Raw genomic sequence first — 16420 nt, 5'->3', positions numbered from 1 at the left:
CGCTACGATTAGAAGATGGAGAACTTTTACTTGTTGTTTCTCCTATGTTTAATGCTTCTGCTATTCGTGATTATGCATTACGCTGGGAAATCGAAACCTTATTTAGTTGTCTCTAAGGACGTGGATTCAATCTTGAAAATACTCGTTTAACAGACCCTAGACGAGTTAAGAAATTGATAGCAGTGCTAGCTATCGGTTTCTGTTGGTGCTATTTAACAGGTGAATGGCAACATGATCGAAAAAAAGCGATAAAAATAAAGAAGCATGGACGACTTTCAATAAGTTTATTTAGCTACGGTTTGGACTATGTTCAAATGGTTATTCTACGTTTGATTGGTTTTGGAAAAAAAGAAGAATTTAAGAAAGTGCTCGCAATTTTAAGAAAGAAAAAGCCTGATAGGACAAGGACCCTATGAAATTTGTCGTGTACAGAGCAAAATATTATAAGTTGACTGTAGCGTTCAATATAATTTAAACCGTTTGCAATCATTTGAATAAATCATCATATAGCTATTTGGCTTTTAATTTATCTTTTGGTAATTTTAAGTATCTGTAAATTATTTTTTTTCTTATTTTAAAAAGTTTTTTTGTGATGTGCTTGTGTAATGAATGGTAGTTATTTAAGCAAATCAGTCTTTAATCAGTACAATCAAAATTCACTCTTTTTTCACTTATCGCCATCTAAGTTCAAACATGAAGTAATTCAAATAAATCAATTTTCTCAGTTCAAGTTGCAGGCAAAGGAGTAACCATGACTCTATTATTGATATTGCTTAGCTTGTTGATTCAGTTTGTTTTGTTGTGGGCTGTATTTTATTTCGAACTAAATCGCACGATTGGTAGTTTTTTATCAATTACTATCGCTATTTTATCTAGTGTATTTATCACACCTTGGAGTTTATTGATTGGCTTACCAATAATTCTCGCGAGTGTGATTCTTCTCCTCCCTCCATTACGTGAAGCATTCATCAGTCGTCCTGCATATAAAGCCTTGTCAAAAGCAATGCCGTCGATGAGTACGACAGAAAGAGAAGCCCTAGAAGCAGGAACCAGTTGGTGGGAAAAAGAACTGTTTATGGGTTCTCCTGATTGGAATAAATTTGATGATTATCCTTATCCGACATTGTCAGCTGAAGAACAGTCCTTTTTAGACAACGAAGTTCAGCAGCTATGCGCCATGCTCGATGAATGGAAAATTCATCATCAAGATAAAGATTTACCTCCTGAAGTATGGCAATTCATCAAGGATAAAGGTTTCTTAGGTCTTATTATTCCAAAATCTTTTGGTGGCAAAGAATTTAGCCCATTTGCGCAAAGTCGTATTATGAGCAAGATTGCATCACGCTCTTTAACTGCAGCTGTGAGTTGTATGGTTCCTAACTCTTTAGGACCAGGAGAGCTTTTATTGCATTATGGAACGACTGAACAGAAACAACGTTACTTACCAGGTCTTGCGGATGGTACAGAAATTCCATGTTTTGGCTTAACAAGTCCTGAAGCAGGGTCAGATGCTGGTGCAATTCCAGATACAGGTGTGGTTTGTTATGGCCAGTATCAAGGTCAGGATGTGCTTGGATTAAAAATGAATTTTTCTAAGCGCTGGATCACATTAGCACCAATTGCGACTGTGATTGGATTGGCTTTTAAACTGTATGATCCTGATGGTTTACTGGGTGATAAATCCAAAACCGAATATGGCATCACCTGTGCATTAATTCCTGCAAATCATGAAGGAATTAAAATTGGTGCACGTCATAATCCAGGTGCGCCGTTTATGAATGGTACAGTCGAAGGAACAGATGTATTTATTCCAATTGACTGGATCATCGGTGGACAAAAAAATGCTGGTAAAGGCTGGCGTATGTTGATGGAGTGTCTCGGTGTCGGACGTGGTATTTCATTACCAGCATTAGCTACAGCCGCTGGTGAGATGAGTTACTTATTGGTTGGGGCGTTTGCGAGTGTACGACAACAGTTCAAAGTTTCTGTCGGTAACTTTGAAGGTGTACAAGAAGCGACCAGTGATATTGCCAGTGATGCTTATATGTTAGAGGCATTTAGATACATGGTCACTTGTGGTTTGAATCAAGGTGGTACACCATCAGTTATGACCGCTATGGCGAAGTATTATGCAACAGAAACGATGAGAACTGTGATCAATCACGGGATGGATGTAGTCGGTGGACGTGCGATTCAGCTTGGTCCTCGTAACTTCTTGGCATTGACTTATCAATCTATCCCAGTAGCGATTACCGTTGAAGGTGCGAACATTTTAACTCGATCATTGATGATTTTTGGTCAAGGTTCTATGCGTTGCCATCCGTATTTGTTTGAAGAATTACAACTTCTGCAAGCAGAAGATAAATCAGCTGCTTTGAGACAATTCAACACGCTGTTGTTTAAGCATTTGGCTTATACCTTTAACCGTGGTGCGAGAGCTTTAGCTTATGGTATTACGGGTGGACCGAGTCATGCATCCAAGCAGTCTGATACTTTCACCAAACCGTATTATGTGATTATCAATCGCATGAGCACTGATTTTGCTCTAACGGCTGATATGGCTTTAGGTCTTTTAGCTGGAGATTTAAAACGTAAAGAAATGCTTTCAGGACGCTTGGCTGATATCCATTCATACTTATTTATCGCAACTTCGATTCTTAAATATTATGAAAGTGGTAAACGGACGGAAGCTGAGCAAAAACATGCTGAATTGGCATTAAACAAAGCTTTATTTAATGCACAAGAGGCTTTCTTTGGATTCTATGAAAACTTCCCAGTAAAAGTTGCAGCTAAATTAGTGAAATTGATCTGTTTCCCATTTGGACGTCCAGTCGCAAAACCAACAGATCATTTGAAACAAGAAGTAGCTCAATTGCTCTTACAGGAAAATGCTTTCCGTGAAGAATTGAAGAAGCATGTGTATTACACCACTGAAGTAACAGATGTGATGGGGCGTATGGAATCTACATTCCAGATGTTGCTCACTATGCAACCGTTGTGGGATAAGTTCAAACGCGCAGAATCAAAAGATAAGTTCAAAGGACTCAGCTTTGAAGAAAGAATCCATGATGCTGTGGCGATTGATTTTATTACTCCCGCAGAGGCAGATAAACTACTGAAATATAATGCTAAGCGTTATGACAGCATGTTAACGGATGTATTTGATCGTGAGCTGAAACAAGAACGACCTTTAGCAAATCCGCATCTGCCAAGTTAAGAATTTGTCATCCATCATAAGTAAAAGCGAGTTATTTTAAATAGCTCGCTTTTTTATTAGAGATTAAATTTTTTTCTATATCGCCATAAAGTTGTTCGACTCATATTGAGTTCTTTTGCAGCAAGATTCAGGTCATTTTGATGCTTAATCAAAACATCTCTAATTTTATTTTTATTGATTTTTTCTGGATAAACAGGCTTCTCTGATACCTGATTATGTAATTGTGATGAATGCAAATGAGTATCTATGATTTCATCTGGTAGATCAGCAACTTCAATTTCTGATTTTTCATTTGCCATGGTCAATGCATATAAAAGGGTGTTTTTTAGCTCACGGACATTTCCTGGCCAATCATAAGCAATCAAGGTTTTTAATGCTTCGTCGGATAGATGCGGTTGTGTGTGAAATACAAATTGCTGTTGACTCAAAATAAATTCAGCAATCAAAGGAATATCCTCTTTACGATCACGTAAAGGCGGAATAAAAATAGGGATAACTCTTAGGCGATATAATAAATCCTGACGGAAACGTCCTTGTTTCGCTTCTTCGCGTAAAGCTCGGTGGGTCGCGGTGATGATTCGTACATTGGCTTTAATAGATTTTTCACCACCCAAAGGTGTAAATTCACCTGTCTCGAGTACACGCAAAAGTTTGGCTTGTAACTCTAGTGGGATTTCAGCAATTTCATCTAAAAATAGTGTACCGCCAGCAGCTCGCTCGAAAACTCCTTTATGTTCACGAATAGCACCTGTGAAAGCACCTTTGACATGCCCAAACAATTCACTTTCTAAGATGTTTGCATTTAAAGCAGCGCAGTTGATTGCGATAAAAACTTTGCTTTTTCGCTGACTATGGTCATGGATGGCTTGTGCAACCAGTTCTTTGCCACTTCCAGACTCTCCACGAACTAAGACTGGAAATTCTGTAATTGCCACACGTTCAATAATTGAAAACATACGTTGCATTTCAGGAGATTGGCTATGAAATGTTTCAGACAAACTCTGACCACTATTTTCTTTTTTTGATGTTTCAGCCTGTTGCAATGGTTGAACTAAGTACAACTTTCCAGAGAAATCCTGATCTGAAACTTGGATATTGTGTTGGTGACATAAAAGCTCAATTGAAGCTGTGGCAGATTGCAGATGAATTTTCCCAGTTTCTAATAGGTTGTTTAGTATTTTTTGTTTAGTCAGTTGAGCAATAGAGGGATTAAAACGTGTTGATTTGAACTCATAAACTATAGCTGAGTTTGATTGATCAACAATAAACAGGGCGCAGTCTGTAATGAGTTGTTGTAAATACCCTAAGAAGTTTTCCAAATCTACTTGTTTTATAAAATCAATGGATTGATTCATATTGTTTCAGGTGTTGTTTTTTTGAATGTTTCATTGAAACATAAAATGAACTGATGGTGAAACATAAAATTAAGAAACTATTAAATAATATGTAATAATATATTGTTTTATTTGAATATAATAATTTGTGCATAGAATTGGCATCTTGTTTGCAATTTAAGAATATATAAATAATTACATCGAGATTGATCCACATGATATTTCATCAGTTTTTTGAAAATGAAAGTTCAACATATACCTATCTCATCGCATCTGAACAGACACGTGAAGCGGTACTGATTGATCCTGTTGCATCGGAAATTGAGCGTTATGCGGACATGCTTGAACAAAATAATTTGAAGCTGGTTTATAGCCTTGATACGCATGTGCATGCAGATCATGTAACGGCAGCAAATCTGTTACGTGAACGCTTTGGATGTAAAACAGTGTTACATCGCAACTCTGAAGTTGCATGTGGTGACATTTTTATATCTGACCGCAGTGCAATTCGCGTAGGGGAGATTTTAATTGAAGCTCGCTATACGCCTGGACATACAAACGCATGTACCAGTTATGTAGTGGACGGCATGGTATTTACGGGTGACGCATTGCTTATAGATGGGTGCGGGCGTACTGATTTCCAAGAAGGTGATGCGGCAACTTTGTATGACAGTATTCATCAACAGATATTCACTTTAGCTGATGAAACTATTGTTTATCCAGGTCATGACTACAAGGGGCGTTTGTCATCTACGGTTGGACAAGAGCGACTACATAACTCTCGATTGGGAGAAGGCAAAAGTAAGCAAGACTTCATTATTTTGATGGAAAACCTCAATCTTCCTTATCCAAAGAAAATTGATATTGCTTTACCTGCGAATAAAGCCTGCGGTCAATAATAGGAGAGAGTGGCATGCAATTAAAACAAGTGAATCAAGAATTTTATGTTGCAGATCAAATTTCTCAACTAGATGTGGCTGAACTTGGAAATAAAGGTATCAAAACAATTATTTGTAATCGTCCTGATGGTGAGGGGGCTGATCAACCTAATATCATTGAAATACAAGAAGTAGCATCTACTCACGGGATTCAAGTTGAGTATTTACCTGTGGTGAGTGGCCGTGTAACTGATGAGCAGGCTGAAGAGTTTAAATCAGTTTATCAAGCAGCTCAAAAGCCAATCTTGGCGTTTTGCCGAACAGGTACACGTTCAATCACGCTTTGGGGATTATCTCAGGTTTCTGGATTAAGTCTGGATCAAATGCTATTGGTGTCTAAAACTCTGGGTTATGACTTACAAGGTTTAGTTCCAAGAATCCTCAATCAACACCCGACACAATTAAATAACGTGCCTAAATTTTCGGTGGTGATCGTAGGTGGTGGAGCTGCTGGGATTTCAGTTGCTTCAAGCTTACTTTCACGAGAGCCAAATCTAGATATTGCTGTGATTGATCCAGCAGAAATTCATTACTATCAACCCGGTTGGACGATGGTCGGTGGTGGAATTTTTGCACCAGAAAAAACAGTTCGAACCATGGCGAGTTTGATACCCAAGCAAGTACAGTGGATAAAAGCTGCTGTGGCGGCCTTTGATCCAGACAATAAACAGGTGTTGTTAGAGGGCTGTAAGCCGATCAACTATGAAGTATTGGTGGTTTGCCCAGGTTTGAAGCTCAACTGGCACGGAATTGACGGTTTAGTTGAAACATTGGGCAAAAATGGTGTGACCTCGAATTATCGTTATGATCTAGCGCCGTATACATGGCAGTTAGTCAGTCAAATGAAACGTGGTAAGGCGATTTTCACTCAACCACCTATGCCGATCAAATGTGCTGGTGCGCCACAAAAAGCGATGTATCTATCTGCCGATTATTGGCAAAAACAAGGCGTATTGAAAGATATTCAAGTTGATTTCTTCAATACGGGTGCGGTGTTATTTGGTGTTGAAGCTTATGTGCCAGCATTGATGGAATATGTGAAACGCTATAACGCCAATCTGCACTTCAACCATCAGCTGGTAAAAGTTGATGGTGCAAACAAACGTGCATGGTTCAAGGTCAATCGAGGTGAAAGTACATCACTGTTAGAAACTGATTTTGACATGATTCATGTCGTTCCACCGCAACAAGCACCTGATTTTATTCGTGCAAGTAATTTAGTTGATGCAGCAGGTTGGGTGAGCGTTGATCAAAATACTTTGCAGCACAGTAAATATCCTTACATTTTTGCACTTGGAGATGTCATGAATGCTCCGAATGCGAAAACTGCTGCTGCAGCACGTAAACAAGCGCCAATTGTTGCAGTGAATGTTTTGCAGTACTTAAAAGGTAGTGATCAATTTGCTCAGTACGATGGTTATGGTTCATGTCCTTTGACTGTTGAGCGAGGCAAGATCGTTCTTGCAGAATTTGGCTATGGTGGGAAACTGCTACCGAGTTTTCCAAAGTGGTTCTTGGATGGTCAAAAACCTTCACGTATGGCATGGCTATTAAAAGAACAAATCCTACCCCCGATGTATTGGGATGGCATGTTAAAAGGGCATGAGTGGCTGGTAAAACCTAAACTGTAATTTATTCATTAGATCCAATAAATCATTAGCTTAGCTCTAATTTTAGAGCTGGGTTAGGTTTTTTCACACTTGAAAAAGTGTATCTCATTTTTCATGAGGTCCTTTATGGATATGTGGTTATTAGTATTGGAAGGTCTAGCAATTGGATGCTTGCTAGGATTAACAGGTGCGGGAGGAGGAATTTTAGCTGTTCCAGCACTGATGGCAAGTCAAGGATGGACCGTCTCACAAGCTGCACCTGTCGGACTGCTTGCAATTACACTTTCTGCATTTGTGGGGAGTGTACAAGGCTTATTGAAAAAAATCGTACGCTATAAAGCTGCAATATGGATTGCTTTGATTAGTATTCCATCGGCTAGATATGGCGTGCATTTATCTAACATCATCTCTCCCACATGGTTAAGCCTAGCTTTTAGTTTAGTGATGATGGTTGTTGCCTATCGAATTTTCTTCAATAAAGTTCATGATTTTGAAGATCCACCATGTAAGGTCAATCAGTCTACTGGAAAACTTATTTGGAATGTGAAAACAGCCAGTGTATTGGGTCTTATTGGTGTGGTTGCAGGTTTGTTGACTGGATTGCTTGGTGTCGGTGGTGGATTTGTCATAGTTCCAGCGCTGCGCAAAGCAACGGATCTCGATATGCGTAGTATAGTTGCAACGTCGTTAATGATCATTTTTCTGATTGGCGGTGTGAGCATTTCTATCCACGTACTCGATGGCTTCCAATATCCAGCTTCAGTAACGATCAGTTTTGTGGTTGCTTGCATTTTAGGGATGTTGGTCGGACGACGACTCATTAATTTGATTGATCTAAAAACAGTGCAGAAGATATTTGCAACTGTGGTAATTGGTGTCGCTGTTTACCTAATTTGGACAAGTCTTTCTGTACTATTTTTATAGAAAGTGTCATATTTAAAAAATGAAATTCTATGATTAGCCTATTTTTAGGAATAGGCTAATGAGTATAAATAAATTTTTGTTTTAAATGATTTTACACGATCATTTTGCTAATATTTTTTATATAATTGATCTTCACATAAATTTCATACCAAATTTTATAAAATCAAAATTACAAGAGAAATGGGTCAGGAAGAATCAATGTTTAAATTTTTTCTGCGATGGATAGACAGTTGGTCAACTACACAAACTTCTGAGACAAATGAGTCTGATACGTTTAAAACATATAAAGATACTAAAATTCAATGGTTGCGAATCCTTCCATTTATTTTTTTGCATATCGCATGTTTAGCCGTTTTCTGGGTCGGTGTATCTTGGTTTGCAGTCGCGTTTATGCTGTTTTTTTATTTTATTCGTATGTTTGCGATCACAGCATTCTTTCATCGTTATTTGTCACATAAAACATTTCAGACTTCTCGTCCTGTGCAATTTATATTTGTCTTGATTGGAACGATGAGTGCGCAACGTGGTCCTTTATGGTGGGCTGCTCATCATCGCTATCATCATCGTTTTACCGATACAGAGCATGATCCACACTCATCAGAGCATGGTTTTTGGTATAGCCATATCGGCTGGTTCCTAAATGAACAGAATTTCACAACGCGAAAGGAAGTCATCAAAGATTGGATCAAATTTCCAGAATTAGTTTGGTTAGACCGATTTAGTTTACCCGTTGTGTTACTGACTGCTTTATCAATCTATGGTTTGGGTGAGTGGTTAGCGGTTGCTTATCCAAGTCTAGGTACATCAGGTTTGCAATTGCTAGTTTGGGGTTTTGTGGTTTCAACAGTTTTGTTGATTCACGCAACTTTATGTATTAACTCGCTTGCTCACTTGTATGGAAGCCGAGATTTTGAGACTAATGACAATAGTCGAAATAACTTATTCCTTTCGATTATTACATTGGGCGAGGGTTGGCATAATAATCATCACTATTATGCAGGTAGCACGCGACAAGGTTTTTTCTGGTGGCAAATCGATATTACTTATTACATTTTAAAAATGATGTCTTTTTTAGGTCTCATTTGGGCGATCAAACCAGTACCTGAGCGCGTTTATGATGCGCACAAAACTCAAATACAAAATTTAAAAATGAACGCGAATAAAATTCAAAGTGAGAAGTCTTGATGAAGATTGCAATTGTAGGTTCAGGTATTTCAGGCATGTATGCCGCATGGAAATTATCACAGCAGCATCAAGTCACGATCTTTGAAAAAGAGAATTATTTCGGAGGGCATACTGACACCCACGATCTTTGGATTGATGAACAGAATGTTGCAGTAGATAGTGGGTTTATTGTATTTAATGACTATAACTATCCTTTATTTAGTGCAATGATTGCTGAACTTGGTGTCCAAGCACAGAATAGTGATATGAGTTTTTCTGTGAATAATCAGGTCACTGGACTACAGTACAATCCATCTAAAAAATGGTCATTATTGACTCGCCCGCAAAATTTTTTAAATAAGAACTTTCGATTGATGTTGTCTGATTTGATCAGGTTTTATCAGGAGAATAAAGATGTCGTCGTGGATCAATGTGATGCTGAGTTAAGTATTGAAGATTATTTAAATCGAAATGACTACTCTCAGGTCTTTAGAGAAGAACATCTCTATCCAATGTGTGGCGCACTATGGTCAAGTCCAGTTGATCAAGTTGGGAAGATACCCTACAAATTTGTGGTCAGTTTCTTTCAACATCATCGTATGTTGCAGTTGGCTGATCGACCACAATGGCAGACAGTAAAAGGTGGTTCAGCTTCTTATATACGAGCGATTCAAAAAACTTGCCCATCGATTATTTGGAAGAAAGCGCAAGTTCAACAAGTGATTCGTGGAAATGATTTAGTTCATATTGTCACGAATCAAGAACAAGAAACTTTTGATTGGGTTGTGTTTGCGAGTCATGCTGATGATACGTTACAGCTTATTCAAAATCCTTCGGCAGATGAGCGAGATGTATTAGGTTGTTTTGATTATCAAGATAACTTTATGGTGGTACATCGCGATACTTCGATTATGCCGAAGCGTCAATCTCAATGGGCGAGTTGGCATGTGCATGTCACTGCTCAAGAAAAACCTGAAAAAAATGGTAAAGTTCATCAAGTACACTATGGATTTACCTATTGGATGAACAGCTTGCAGAATCTACCTTGTAAAACGCAGGTATTTTCTACATTGAATCCGAATATGCCGATCGCGAATGATAAGATTTATGTCGAACGTCATTATCGACATCCTGTTTTTGATAAAAAAGCAATTGAGTCACAAGCGCGTTGGGAACTGATTAATGGTCAAAACCGCAGTTCATTTTGTGGAGCATATTGGGGGTGGGGCTTTCATGAAGATGGGGCGAGAAGTGCTCAGCGTGTAGTAGATAAGCTATTAGAACTTAAAGACTAATTTGGAGGTGATCACATGTTTGAAGATTCACTTTCCATAGCCAAAGCTCAGATTAGACATCGGCGCTTTCATCCCAAAGCACACGATTTTCAGTCTAGTTTGAGCTATTTATGCTTTGATCCAGATCGTATCGATCAAAACCTAGATCGTTCATGGTTTTGTTCAACTTCGCGTTGGAATATCTTAAATCTTTATGAAAATGATTTTCTAAAAGGCTATACAGGTTCGATCAGAGAACGAATTAAGAAAATCCTTTTGCAGCAAGTGGACACGATTTTATCGACTCAATCAGAAATTCGTGTGCTCGCATTGCCAAGAACTTTAGGATTTAGTTTTAATTCAGTCATCTTTTATTTTGTACTTAATCCTCAAAAACAACCTGTTTTCATATTGAGTGAAATCACCAATACCCCTTGGAATGAACGTAAAGTTTATGTGCATGACTGCCGTCAAAAATTAAAAGAGCACAGTCATTTCAAAAGTTATGAGTTCGAATTTGAAAAGAGTTTTCATGTGTCTCCATTTATGCCGATGGATATTCACTATAAATGGTGCTTTAACTTTTCAGATGAACAAAATGTGATTCATATGCAGCTTTATCAATCAGATAAATTTATCTTTGATGCAACGATGCGTTTCACTTTAACCAGCATCACAGTTCCTTCACAACTGAATCGTTATGCTATTTATCATATCTTTGAACCTTTCAAGATGTTAGCTTCGATCTATGTTCAAGCTTTTCATCTATGGCGAAAGAAAGTTCCATTTTATCGGCACCCTAAAAAAGATAAGGATTTAAAACAACATGATGAAAACGCTTATTTTCGGTGAACACGATTCACTGCCTTTGGTTCTTCGGAGCTTGCTCAAACTTCGTCATGGTCAAATTCATTTTCGTGGAGAATGGAATGGTACCGTGGGAGAGCTTTCAGATTTAGAAGCTACGATAGATATTCATAATAAAGAATTGATCGATCTCATTTTTAAAAACGGTGTACTTGGTGCGGCTGAAGGTTATATTCGCGGCTATTGGAGCAGTGAACACCTCGTTGAAGTCATTCAAATTTTGGCGAGAAACCGTCATGTGCTTGATAAGATTAATCAGAATGTGATTTCTCAAGCCAGCCAACTTGTATTAAAAGCTTGGTACAAAACACGTAAAAATTCATTGTCAGGAAGTCGAAAAAATATTGCAGAGCATTACGACCTGAGCAATGACTTTTTCAAACTCTTTCTTGATTCTTCAATGATGTATTCCAGTGCTGTATATAAGCACAAAGATATGACTCTAGAAGAAGCTTCTGATTATAAAAAAGAGCTGATTTGTCAGAAATTACAACTCAAACCGATGGATCACTTGGTTGAGATCGGTAGTGGTTGGGGCGGATTTGCGATCTACGCTGCTCAGCATTATGGCTGTAAAGTGACTACGATCACCATTTCTCAAGCACAATACGATGAAGCAACCAAACGTATTGCCGATGCGGGTCTCAGTCATCGTGTCAATGTTCAGCTCAAAGATTACCGATTGTTAGAAGGCAAATTCGACAAGTTAGTTTCGATCGAAATGATTGAAGCGGTGGGTGAGCAATATTTATCGACTTACTTTAATAAATGCCGATCCTTATTAAAACCGAACGGGTTGGGATTGATTCAAGCTATTACGATTGAAGATGCGCGCTATAAAAAAGCCTTGAATACCGTGGATTACATTAAACGGTATATTTTCCCAGGGAGCTTTATCCCTTGTATCAGCGTTTTAACTCAAGCGGCATCTGAACAACAGTTACGCTTAAAGCATCTTGAAGATATTGGTTTGAGCTATGCTGAGACGATTCATCAATGGCGTGAGCGTTTCTTAAATGCCAAAGAACAAGTTTTGGCTTTGGGATTTGATGAAAACTTTATTCGGATGTGGGATTTCTATCTTTGCTATTGCGAAGGTGGCTTTAAAGAAGGGGTGATCAGCGATGTACACCTGTTATTTGAAGCAAGTCCTTATTAATTTCTCATTATTTTAAGCATCAAGGAGGCAGTTATGATATGGCAATTGTTTTTACTTGATGCTGTTGTGATGACGCTTTGTTGGTTGTGGGCAACAGTTAACCATCGTGCTGGTATCGTAGATGTCGCATGGAGTTTCTGTATTGTTCTCAATATTGCCATTACAGCATTGTTTGTTGAGATCGCTCCGTTAAATGTCAGATTGTTTCTCGGCGTATTCAGTTCAATATGGTTCTTGCGTCTAACTTTGCATCTATTCCGTCGTTATTTAGCTGAGCATGAAGAAGATCGTCGATATGCCAACATGCGTAGAGCAATGGGCAAATATCAACATTTTGGTTTCTTTCTATTTTTCATGTTTCAGGCTGGATTAGCCATTTTATTTAGCATTCCGATGTGGAGCTTGCTCAATGTGCCAAGCATGTCTTGGAGCATGGATACCAATGATTATCTGATTATTGCAGGTCTAATTATGTTTGTTGCATTCGTCGGTGAGACGGTTGCAGATCAACAATTATATCGTTTCAAGCAAAATCCTAAAAATCATGGCAAAACAATGGATCAAGGTCTGTGGAAGTATTCAAGGCATCCAAACTACTTCTTTGAATGGCTGCATTGGTTTGCTTATCCTATCATAGGATTAGCAGCAGGATTATTAAGCTTGTGGATTTATCCAATTTTGATGTGGTTATTCTTGTACTACATCACGGGTATTCCATTCAGTGAGCAACAAGCATTAAAAAATCGAGGTCAAAATTATCTCGATTATCAAAAACGAACTTCAATGTTTATTCCGTGGAAACCCAAACAGTAGGTACTGCACATGGACTTTATTATTCAAAAATCTTTAAAACTCGTTGAAAGCGGTTTAGTTCCAGATCAGGCAATTCGTGCAGCAATCCGTGCATTGAGTAAAAAGCGTTTGATTCAAGAAGGGCGCTATGATCCTGAGCAAGGTGCACAGCGTTATATGGACGTGCTCAATATGTTGAAGCACAGTGAGATTGCGATTGAAACAGACAAAGCCAATGAGCAACATTATGAGTTGCCAACTGCTTTCTTTCAGGCTGTCTTAGGCAAACGTTTGAAATATAGTGCCTGTTTCTTTCCACATGACCACACTACATTAGATGAAGCCGAAGAGTTTGCACTGCAAATATATAGTGATCGTGCACAGTTGCAGGATGGTCAAGAGATTTTAGAATTGGGCTGTGGTTGGGGATCATTTACCCTATGGATGGCTGAGCGTTATCCAAATGCGAAGATCACAGGTGTTTCAAATTCTGCAACTCAACGTCAGCATATTTTAGCTGAAGCTGAAAAACGTAATTTGAATAATATTCAAATCATCACTTGCGATGTCAATGTGCTTGAATTAAAGACCAATACGTTCGATCGTGTAGTTTCGGTTGAAATGTTTGAACACGTTAGAAACTATCAGAAACTCTTTGAGAAAATTCAGTCTTGGCTTAAAGAAGACGGTAAGTTGTGGTGTCATATTTTCTGTCATCGTTTCTTACATTATCCTTTTGAAATCAAAAGTGAATATGACTGGATGTCACGTTACTTTTTTACGGGTGGTCTGATGCCATCTACCTCTACATTCTTACATTTCCAAGATCATTTAGAGCTTGCGCAGCATTGGCAGTGGTCAGGCACACATTATGAAAAAACATCTAATGCTTGGCTAGAAAATATGGATCGCCATGCTGATGAGTTAAGACCTTTGTTTGAGCAAGTCTATGCACAAGATGCAGATGCATGGTGGCAACGTTGGCGTATATTCTTTATGGCTTGTGCAGAGTTATTTGGATTTGAACAAGGACAAGAGTGGGTGATTGGTCACTTCCTGTTCAATAAGAAAGTCGTATAATTAATTATTGTTTATTGCAGATCAGCTTATGTTAAAACCGAAAACTCATGGCGTGAATACACATCCATTGAGCAAGATGTTTAATCGTCATTATTGGTTGCAAATAGGGCTGATCGCACTTTCAATCATTATTGGTATTGCGTGTAGTGCATGGGTAATTAAGGGTTCTTTACTTAAAACTGCACTCGAGCAAGAGATGGAACATTATTGGCTTCGAGTCGATCGTAATCCAAATGCAGATTTACCAGACACAAAGAATTTGTACGGCTATCGTTGGAACACAGCTATGCCACCCGCTGCTTTTAAAGGACAACGTTTAGAACAAGGTGTACACCGCATTTTTGTGGATGGAAAAGAACGTATGACTGTTTATGGAGAGCGAAATGGTCAGCACGTTTTATTGGTTTTTGGCGAAAGTAACGTTAATAAAATTGTATGGATGTTCGGACTTGCACCATTAATGTTTAGCCTAATTGTGCTTTACAGTATTTTATGGTGGTCTAATCGTCGTGCTAAACGCTATTTTTCACCGATAACTCGATTAGCCAATGCTTTAGAACATATTGATTGGGCGCATCAAAATAAAGAAGCATCGCCGTTCCAAGGCATTAGTACCAATGGCAATTTAGAAGCGGAATATCTAAAACAAGCGCTGGAAAAATATCATCAAGTTTTAACTGAATTTATTTATCGAGAAAGAGAGTTTACGGGTGATGTGAGCCATGAATTGCGTACTCCGCTAACGATTTTGAAAGGCAATGTGCAACTTTGTCAGGCGAAATATGGTGAAGATAAATCACTAAATCGAATTTCGAATACCATCGAAGATATGCAATTGTTGGTTGATACGCTATTGGCTATTGCTCGAAACACTACGAACACGCTAACTGCTGAACAAATGACTCTATCAACGATCATTCGTGATTTGGTAAGTGATTTAGATCCTGTGAGTCAAAGCAAAGGAATGGAGATTCTAGTTAAATACGATCCTCAAGAATTTCCTCGTATGATTTATCCATCTATGACTAAAATGGTTCTGAGCAATATCCTGCGTAATGCTCTGAATTATTCCCAAGGCTCAAACATTCATATTATTCAACGTAAAAATAGTATTGTGATTGCGGATAATGGGATTGGAATCACGATGCCGAATGATTCCAAAGTTCAAGAATTAAATACGACTCAACTGCAACTTAAAGCAAAAGGGCATGGTATCGGGTTACAGTTAGTTCAAAAACTCTGTAATCAATTAGGTTGGCGTGTTGAACTATTTGACCGACAATATTATTTGAGCACACGCAAATATCTTAAACTGGAAAACACAACGGGTTTAATCGTTGTGGTGTATATGAATTGAGTTTAATAATCTTCAAAAGCGACTTTTAAGCCAACACCTGAGACGGTATGAATTAACTTTTGGTCAAATGGTTTGTCGACCATTTTGCGTAAGTTATAGATATGGCTGCGTAAGGCATCACTTTCAGGTTCTTCATCTCCCCATAGTTCGATGATAATTTCTTGTTTAGTGATTACTTTAGGTGAATTGCGCATCAAAATTTTGAGTAATTTAAACTGAATTCTTGGCAGCTCAATATGTTGACCTGCACGGGTAACTGTTTGGGTAGAACTATCTAAAATAAGATCATGGATTTGAATTTTACTAGAAGAAACCTCTCCAAGAGATCGTTTAATCAACGCACGAATACGCATCACTAATTCATTAAAATCAAAAGGTTTTACTAAATAGTCATCTGTTCCAGCAGTAAAACCTTTTAATTTGTCATCTAAGGTATCTCTCGCTGTTAACATCAAGATAGGAATATCTTTACCTTGATCGTTTCTGAGCCATTCACATAAGTCGTAGCCTGAACCATCGGGAAGATTGATATCTAAAAGTAGCAAATGGTAGGGTTGGTTCTTTAGAAAATTTCGTGCCGCATCGAGGTTGCGTGCATGATCGATCACAAAGCCATGCTCTTCTAGGAACTCACACACTGTTGCTGCAAGTTCATAGTGATCTTCAACCATCAGAATAAATTGATTGCTCATAATAATAGTCAA

13 protein-coding genes and 1 pseudogene are annotated in these 16420 nt (G+C 38.3%); 12 read left to right on the top strand and 2 right to left on the bottom strand.

Features of this window, described 5'->3' with window-relative positions; genetic code table 11:
- Positions 1–416: pseudogene (locus tag ACSC97_RS03760) on the top strand (IS4-like element ISAba33 family transposase); the annotation flags it as partial.
- A 335-nt stretch (positions 417–751) separates the two neighbouring features.
- A complete protein-coding gene (locus tag ACSC97_RS03755) occupies positions 752–3217 on the top strand; it encodes an acyl-CoA dehydrogenase (RefSeq protein ID WP_436659390.1) in 2466 nt (821 codons plus the stop codon).
- Between the two features lie 56 nt (positions 3218–3273).
- Here ACSC97_RS03755 and ACSC97_RS03750 read toward each other — a convergent pair whose 3' ends face one another.
- On the bottom strand, positions 3274–4572 hold the full coding sequence (locus ACSC97_RS03750) for a sigma-54 interaction domain-containing protein (RefSeq protein ID WP_436659388.1): 1299 nt from the start codon (positions 4570–4572) through the stop codon (positions 3274–3276).
- Between the two features lie 194 nt (positions 4573–4766).
- Here ACSC97_RS03750 and ACSC97_RS03745 point away from each other — a divergent pair, with 194 nt between their 5' ends.
- From ACSC97_RS03745 to ACSC97_RS03700, 10 genes are all read left to right on the top strand, one after another.
- Positions 4767–5450: an MBL fold metallo-hydrolase gene (locus ACSC97_RS03745; RefSeq protein ID WP_112986136.1), complete on the top strand. Its 684-nt coding sequence runs from the start codon at positions 4767–4769 to the stop codon at positions 5448–5450.
- Between the two features lie 14 nt (positions 5451–5464).
- Entirely contained in the window at positions 5465–7120 is a 1656-nt protein-coding gene (locus ACSC97_RS03740; RefSeq protein ID WP_436659386.1) for a TIGR01244 family sulfur transferase, read from the top strand.
- Positions 7121–7225: 105 nt separating this feature from the next.
- Entirely contained in the window at positions 7226–8023 is a 798-nt protein-coding gene (locus ACSC97_RS03735) for a sulfite exporter TauE/SafE family protein (protein ID WP_099948459.1), read from the top strand.
- Between the two features lie 198 nt (positions 8024–8221).
- A complete protein-coding gene (locus ACSC97_RS03730; RefSeq protein ID WP_004914962.1) occupies positions 8222–9208 on the top strand; it encodes an acyl-CoA desaturase in 987 nt (328 codons plus the stop codon).
- Positions 9208–10482 (top strand): NAD(P)/FAD-dependent oxidoreductase, encoded by a 1275-nt coding sequence (locus tag ACSC97_RS03725; protein ID WP_436659383.1) that lies wholly within the window; start codon positions 9208–9210, stop codon positions 10480–10482. Before ACSC97_RS03730 ends, ACSC97_RS03725 begins: the two co-directional genes overlap by 1 nt.
- A gap of 15 nt (positions 10483–10497) precedes the next feature.
- Positions 10498–11313, top strand: coding sequence for a DUF1365 domain-containing protein (locus ACSC97_RS03720; protein WP_436659381.1), 816 nt, complete (start codon positions 10498–10500; stop codon positions 11311–11313).
- Positions 11288–12487, top strand: coding sequence for an SAM-dependent methyltransferase (locus ACSC97_RS03715; RefSeq protein WP_004914971.1), 1200 nt, complete (start codon positions 11288–11290; stop codon positions 12485–12487). The genes ACSC97_RS03720 and ACSC97_RS03715 overlap by 26 nt, the downstream gene beginning before the upstream one ends.
- A gap of 33 nt (positions 12488–12520) precedes the next feature.
- Positions 12521–13300, top strand: a complete 780-nt coding sequence (locus ACSC97_RS03710) for a DUF1295 domain-containing protein (protein WP_039047252.1) — start codon at positions 12521–12523, stop codon at positions 13298–13300.
- A 9-nt stretch (positions 13301–13309) separates the two neighbouring features.
- Positions 13310–14359, top strand: coding sequence for an SAM-dependent methyltransferase (locus ACSC97_RS03705; protein ID WP_004953470.1), 1050 nt, complete (start codon positions 13310–13312; stop codon positions 14357–14359).
- Between the two features lie 28 nt (positions 14360–14387).
- The gene (locus ACSC97_RS03700; RefSeq protein WP_436659378.1) at positions 14388–15716 is read left to right on the top strand and encodes a sensor histidine kinase; all 1329 of its coding nucleotides are present in this window, start codon (positions 14388–14390) and stop codon (positions 15714–15716) included.
- Between the two features lie 2 nt (positions 15717–15718).
- Here ACSC97_RS03700 and ACSC97_RS03695 read toward each other — a convergent pair whose 3' ends face one another.
- Positions 15719–16408 carry a response regulator transcription factor gene (locus ACSC97_RS03695; protein ID WP_004959303.1) on the bottom strand — a complete coding sequence of 230 codons (690 nt, stop codon included), beginning with the start codon at positions 16406–16408 and terminating at the stop codon, positions 15719–15721.
- Positions 16409–16420 lie beyond the last annotated feature (12 nt).

This window comes from Acinetobacter sp. P1(2025) (assembly GCF_051390655.1).
Lineage (GTDB): Bacteria > Pseudomonadota > Gammaproteobacteria > Pseudomonadales > Moraxellaceae > Acinetobacter > Acinetobacter junii.
This window is presented reverse-complemented; position numbering and strand designations above follow the sequence as displayed.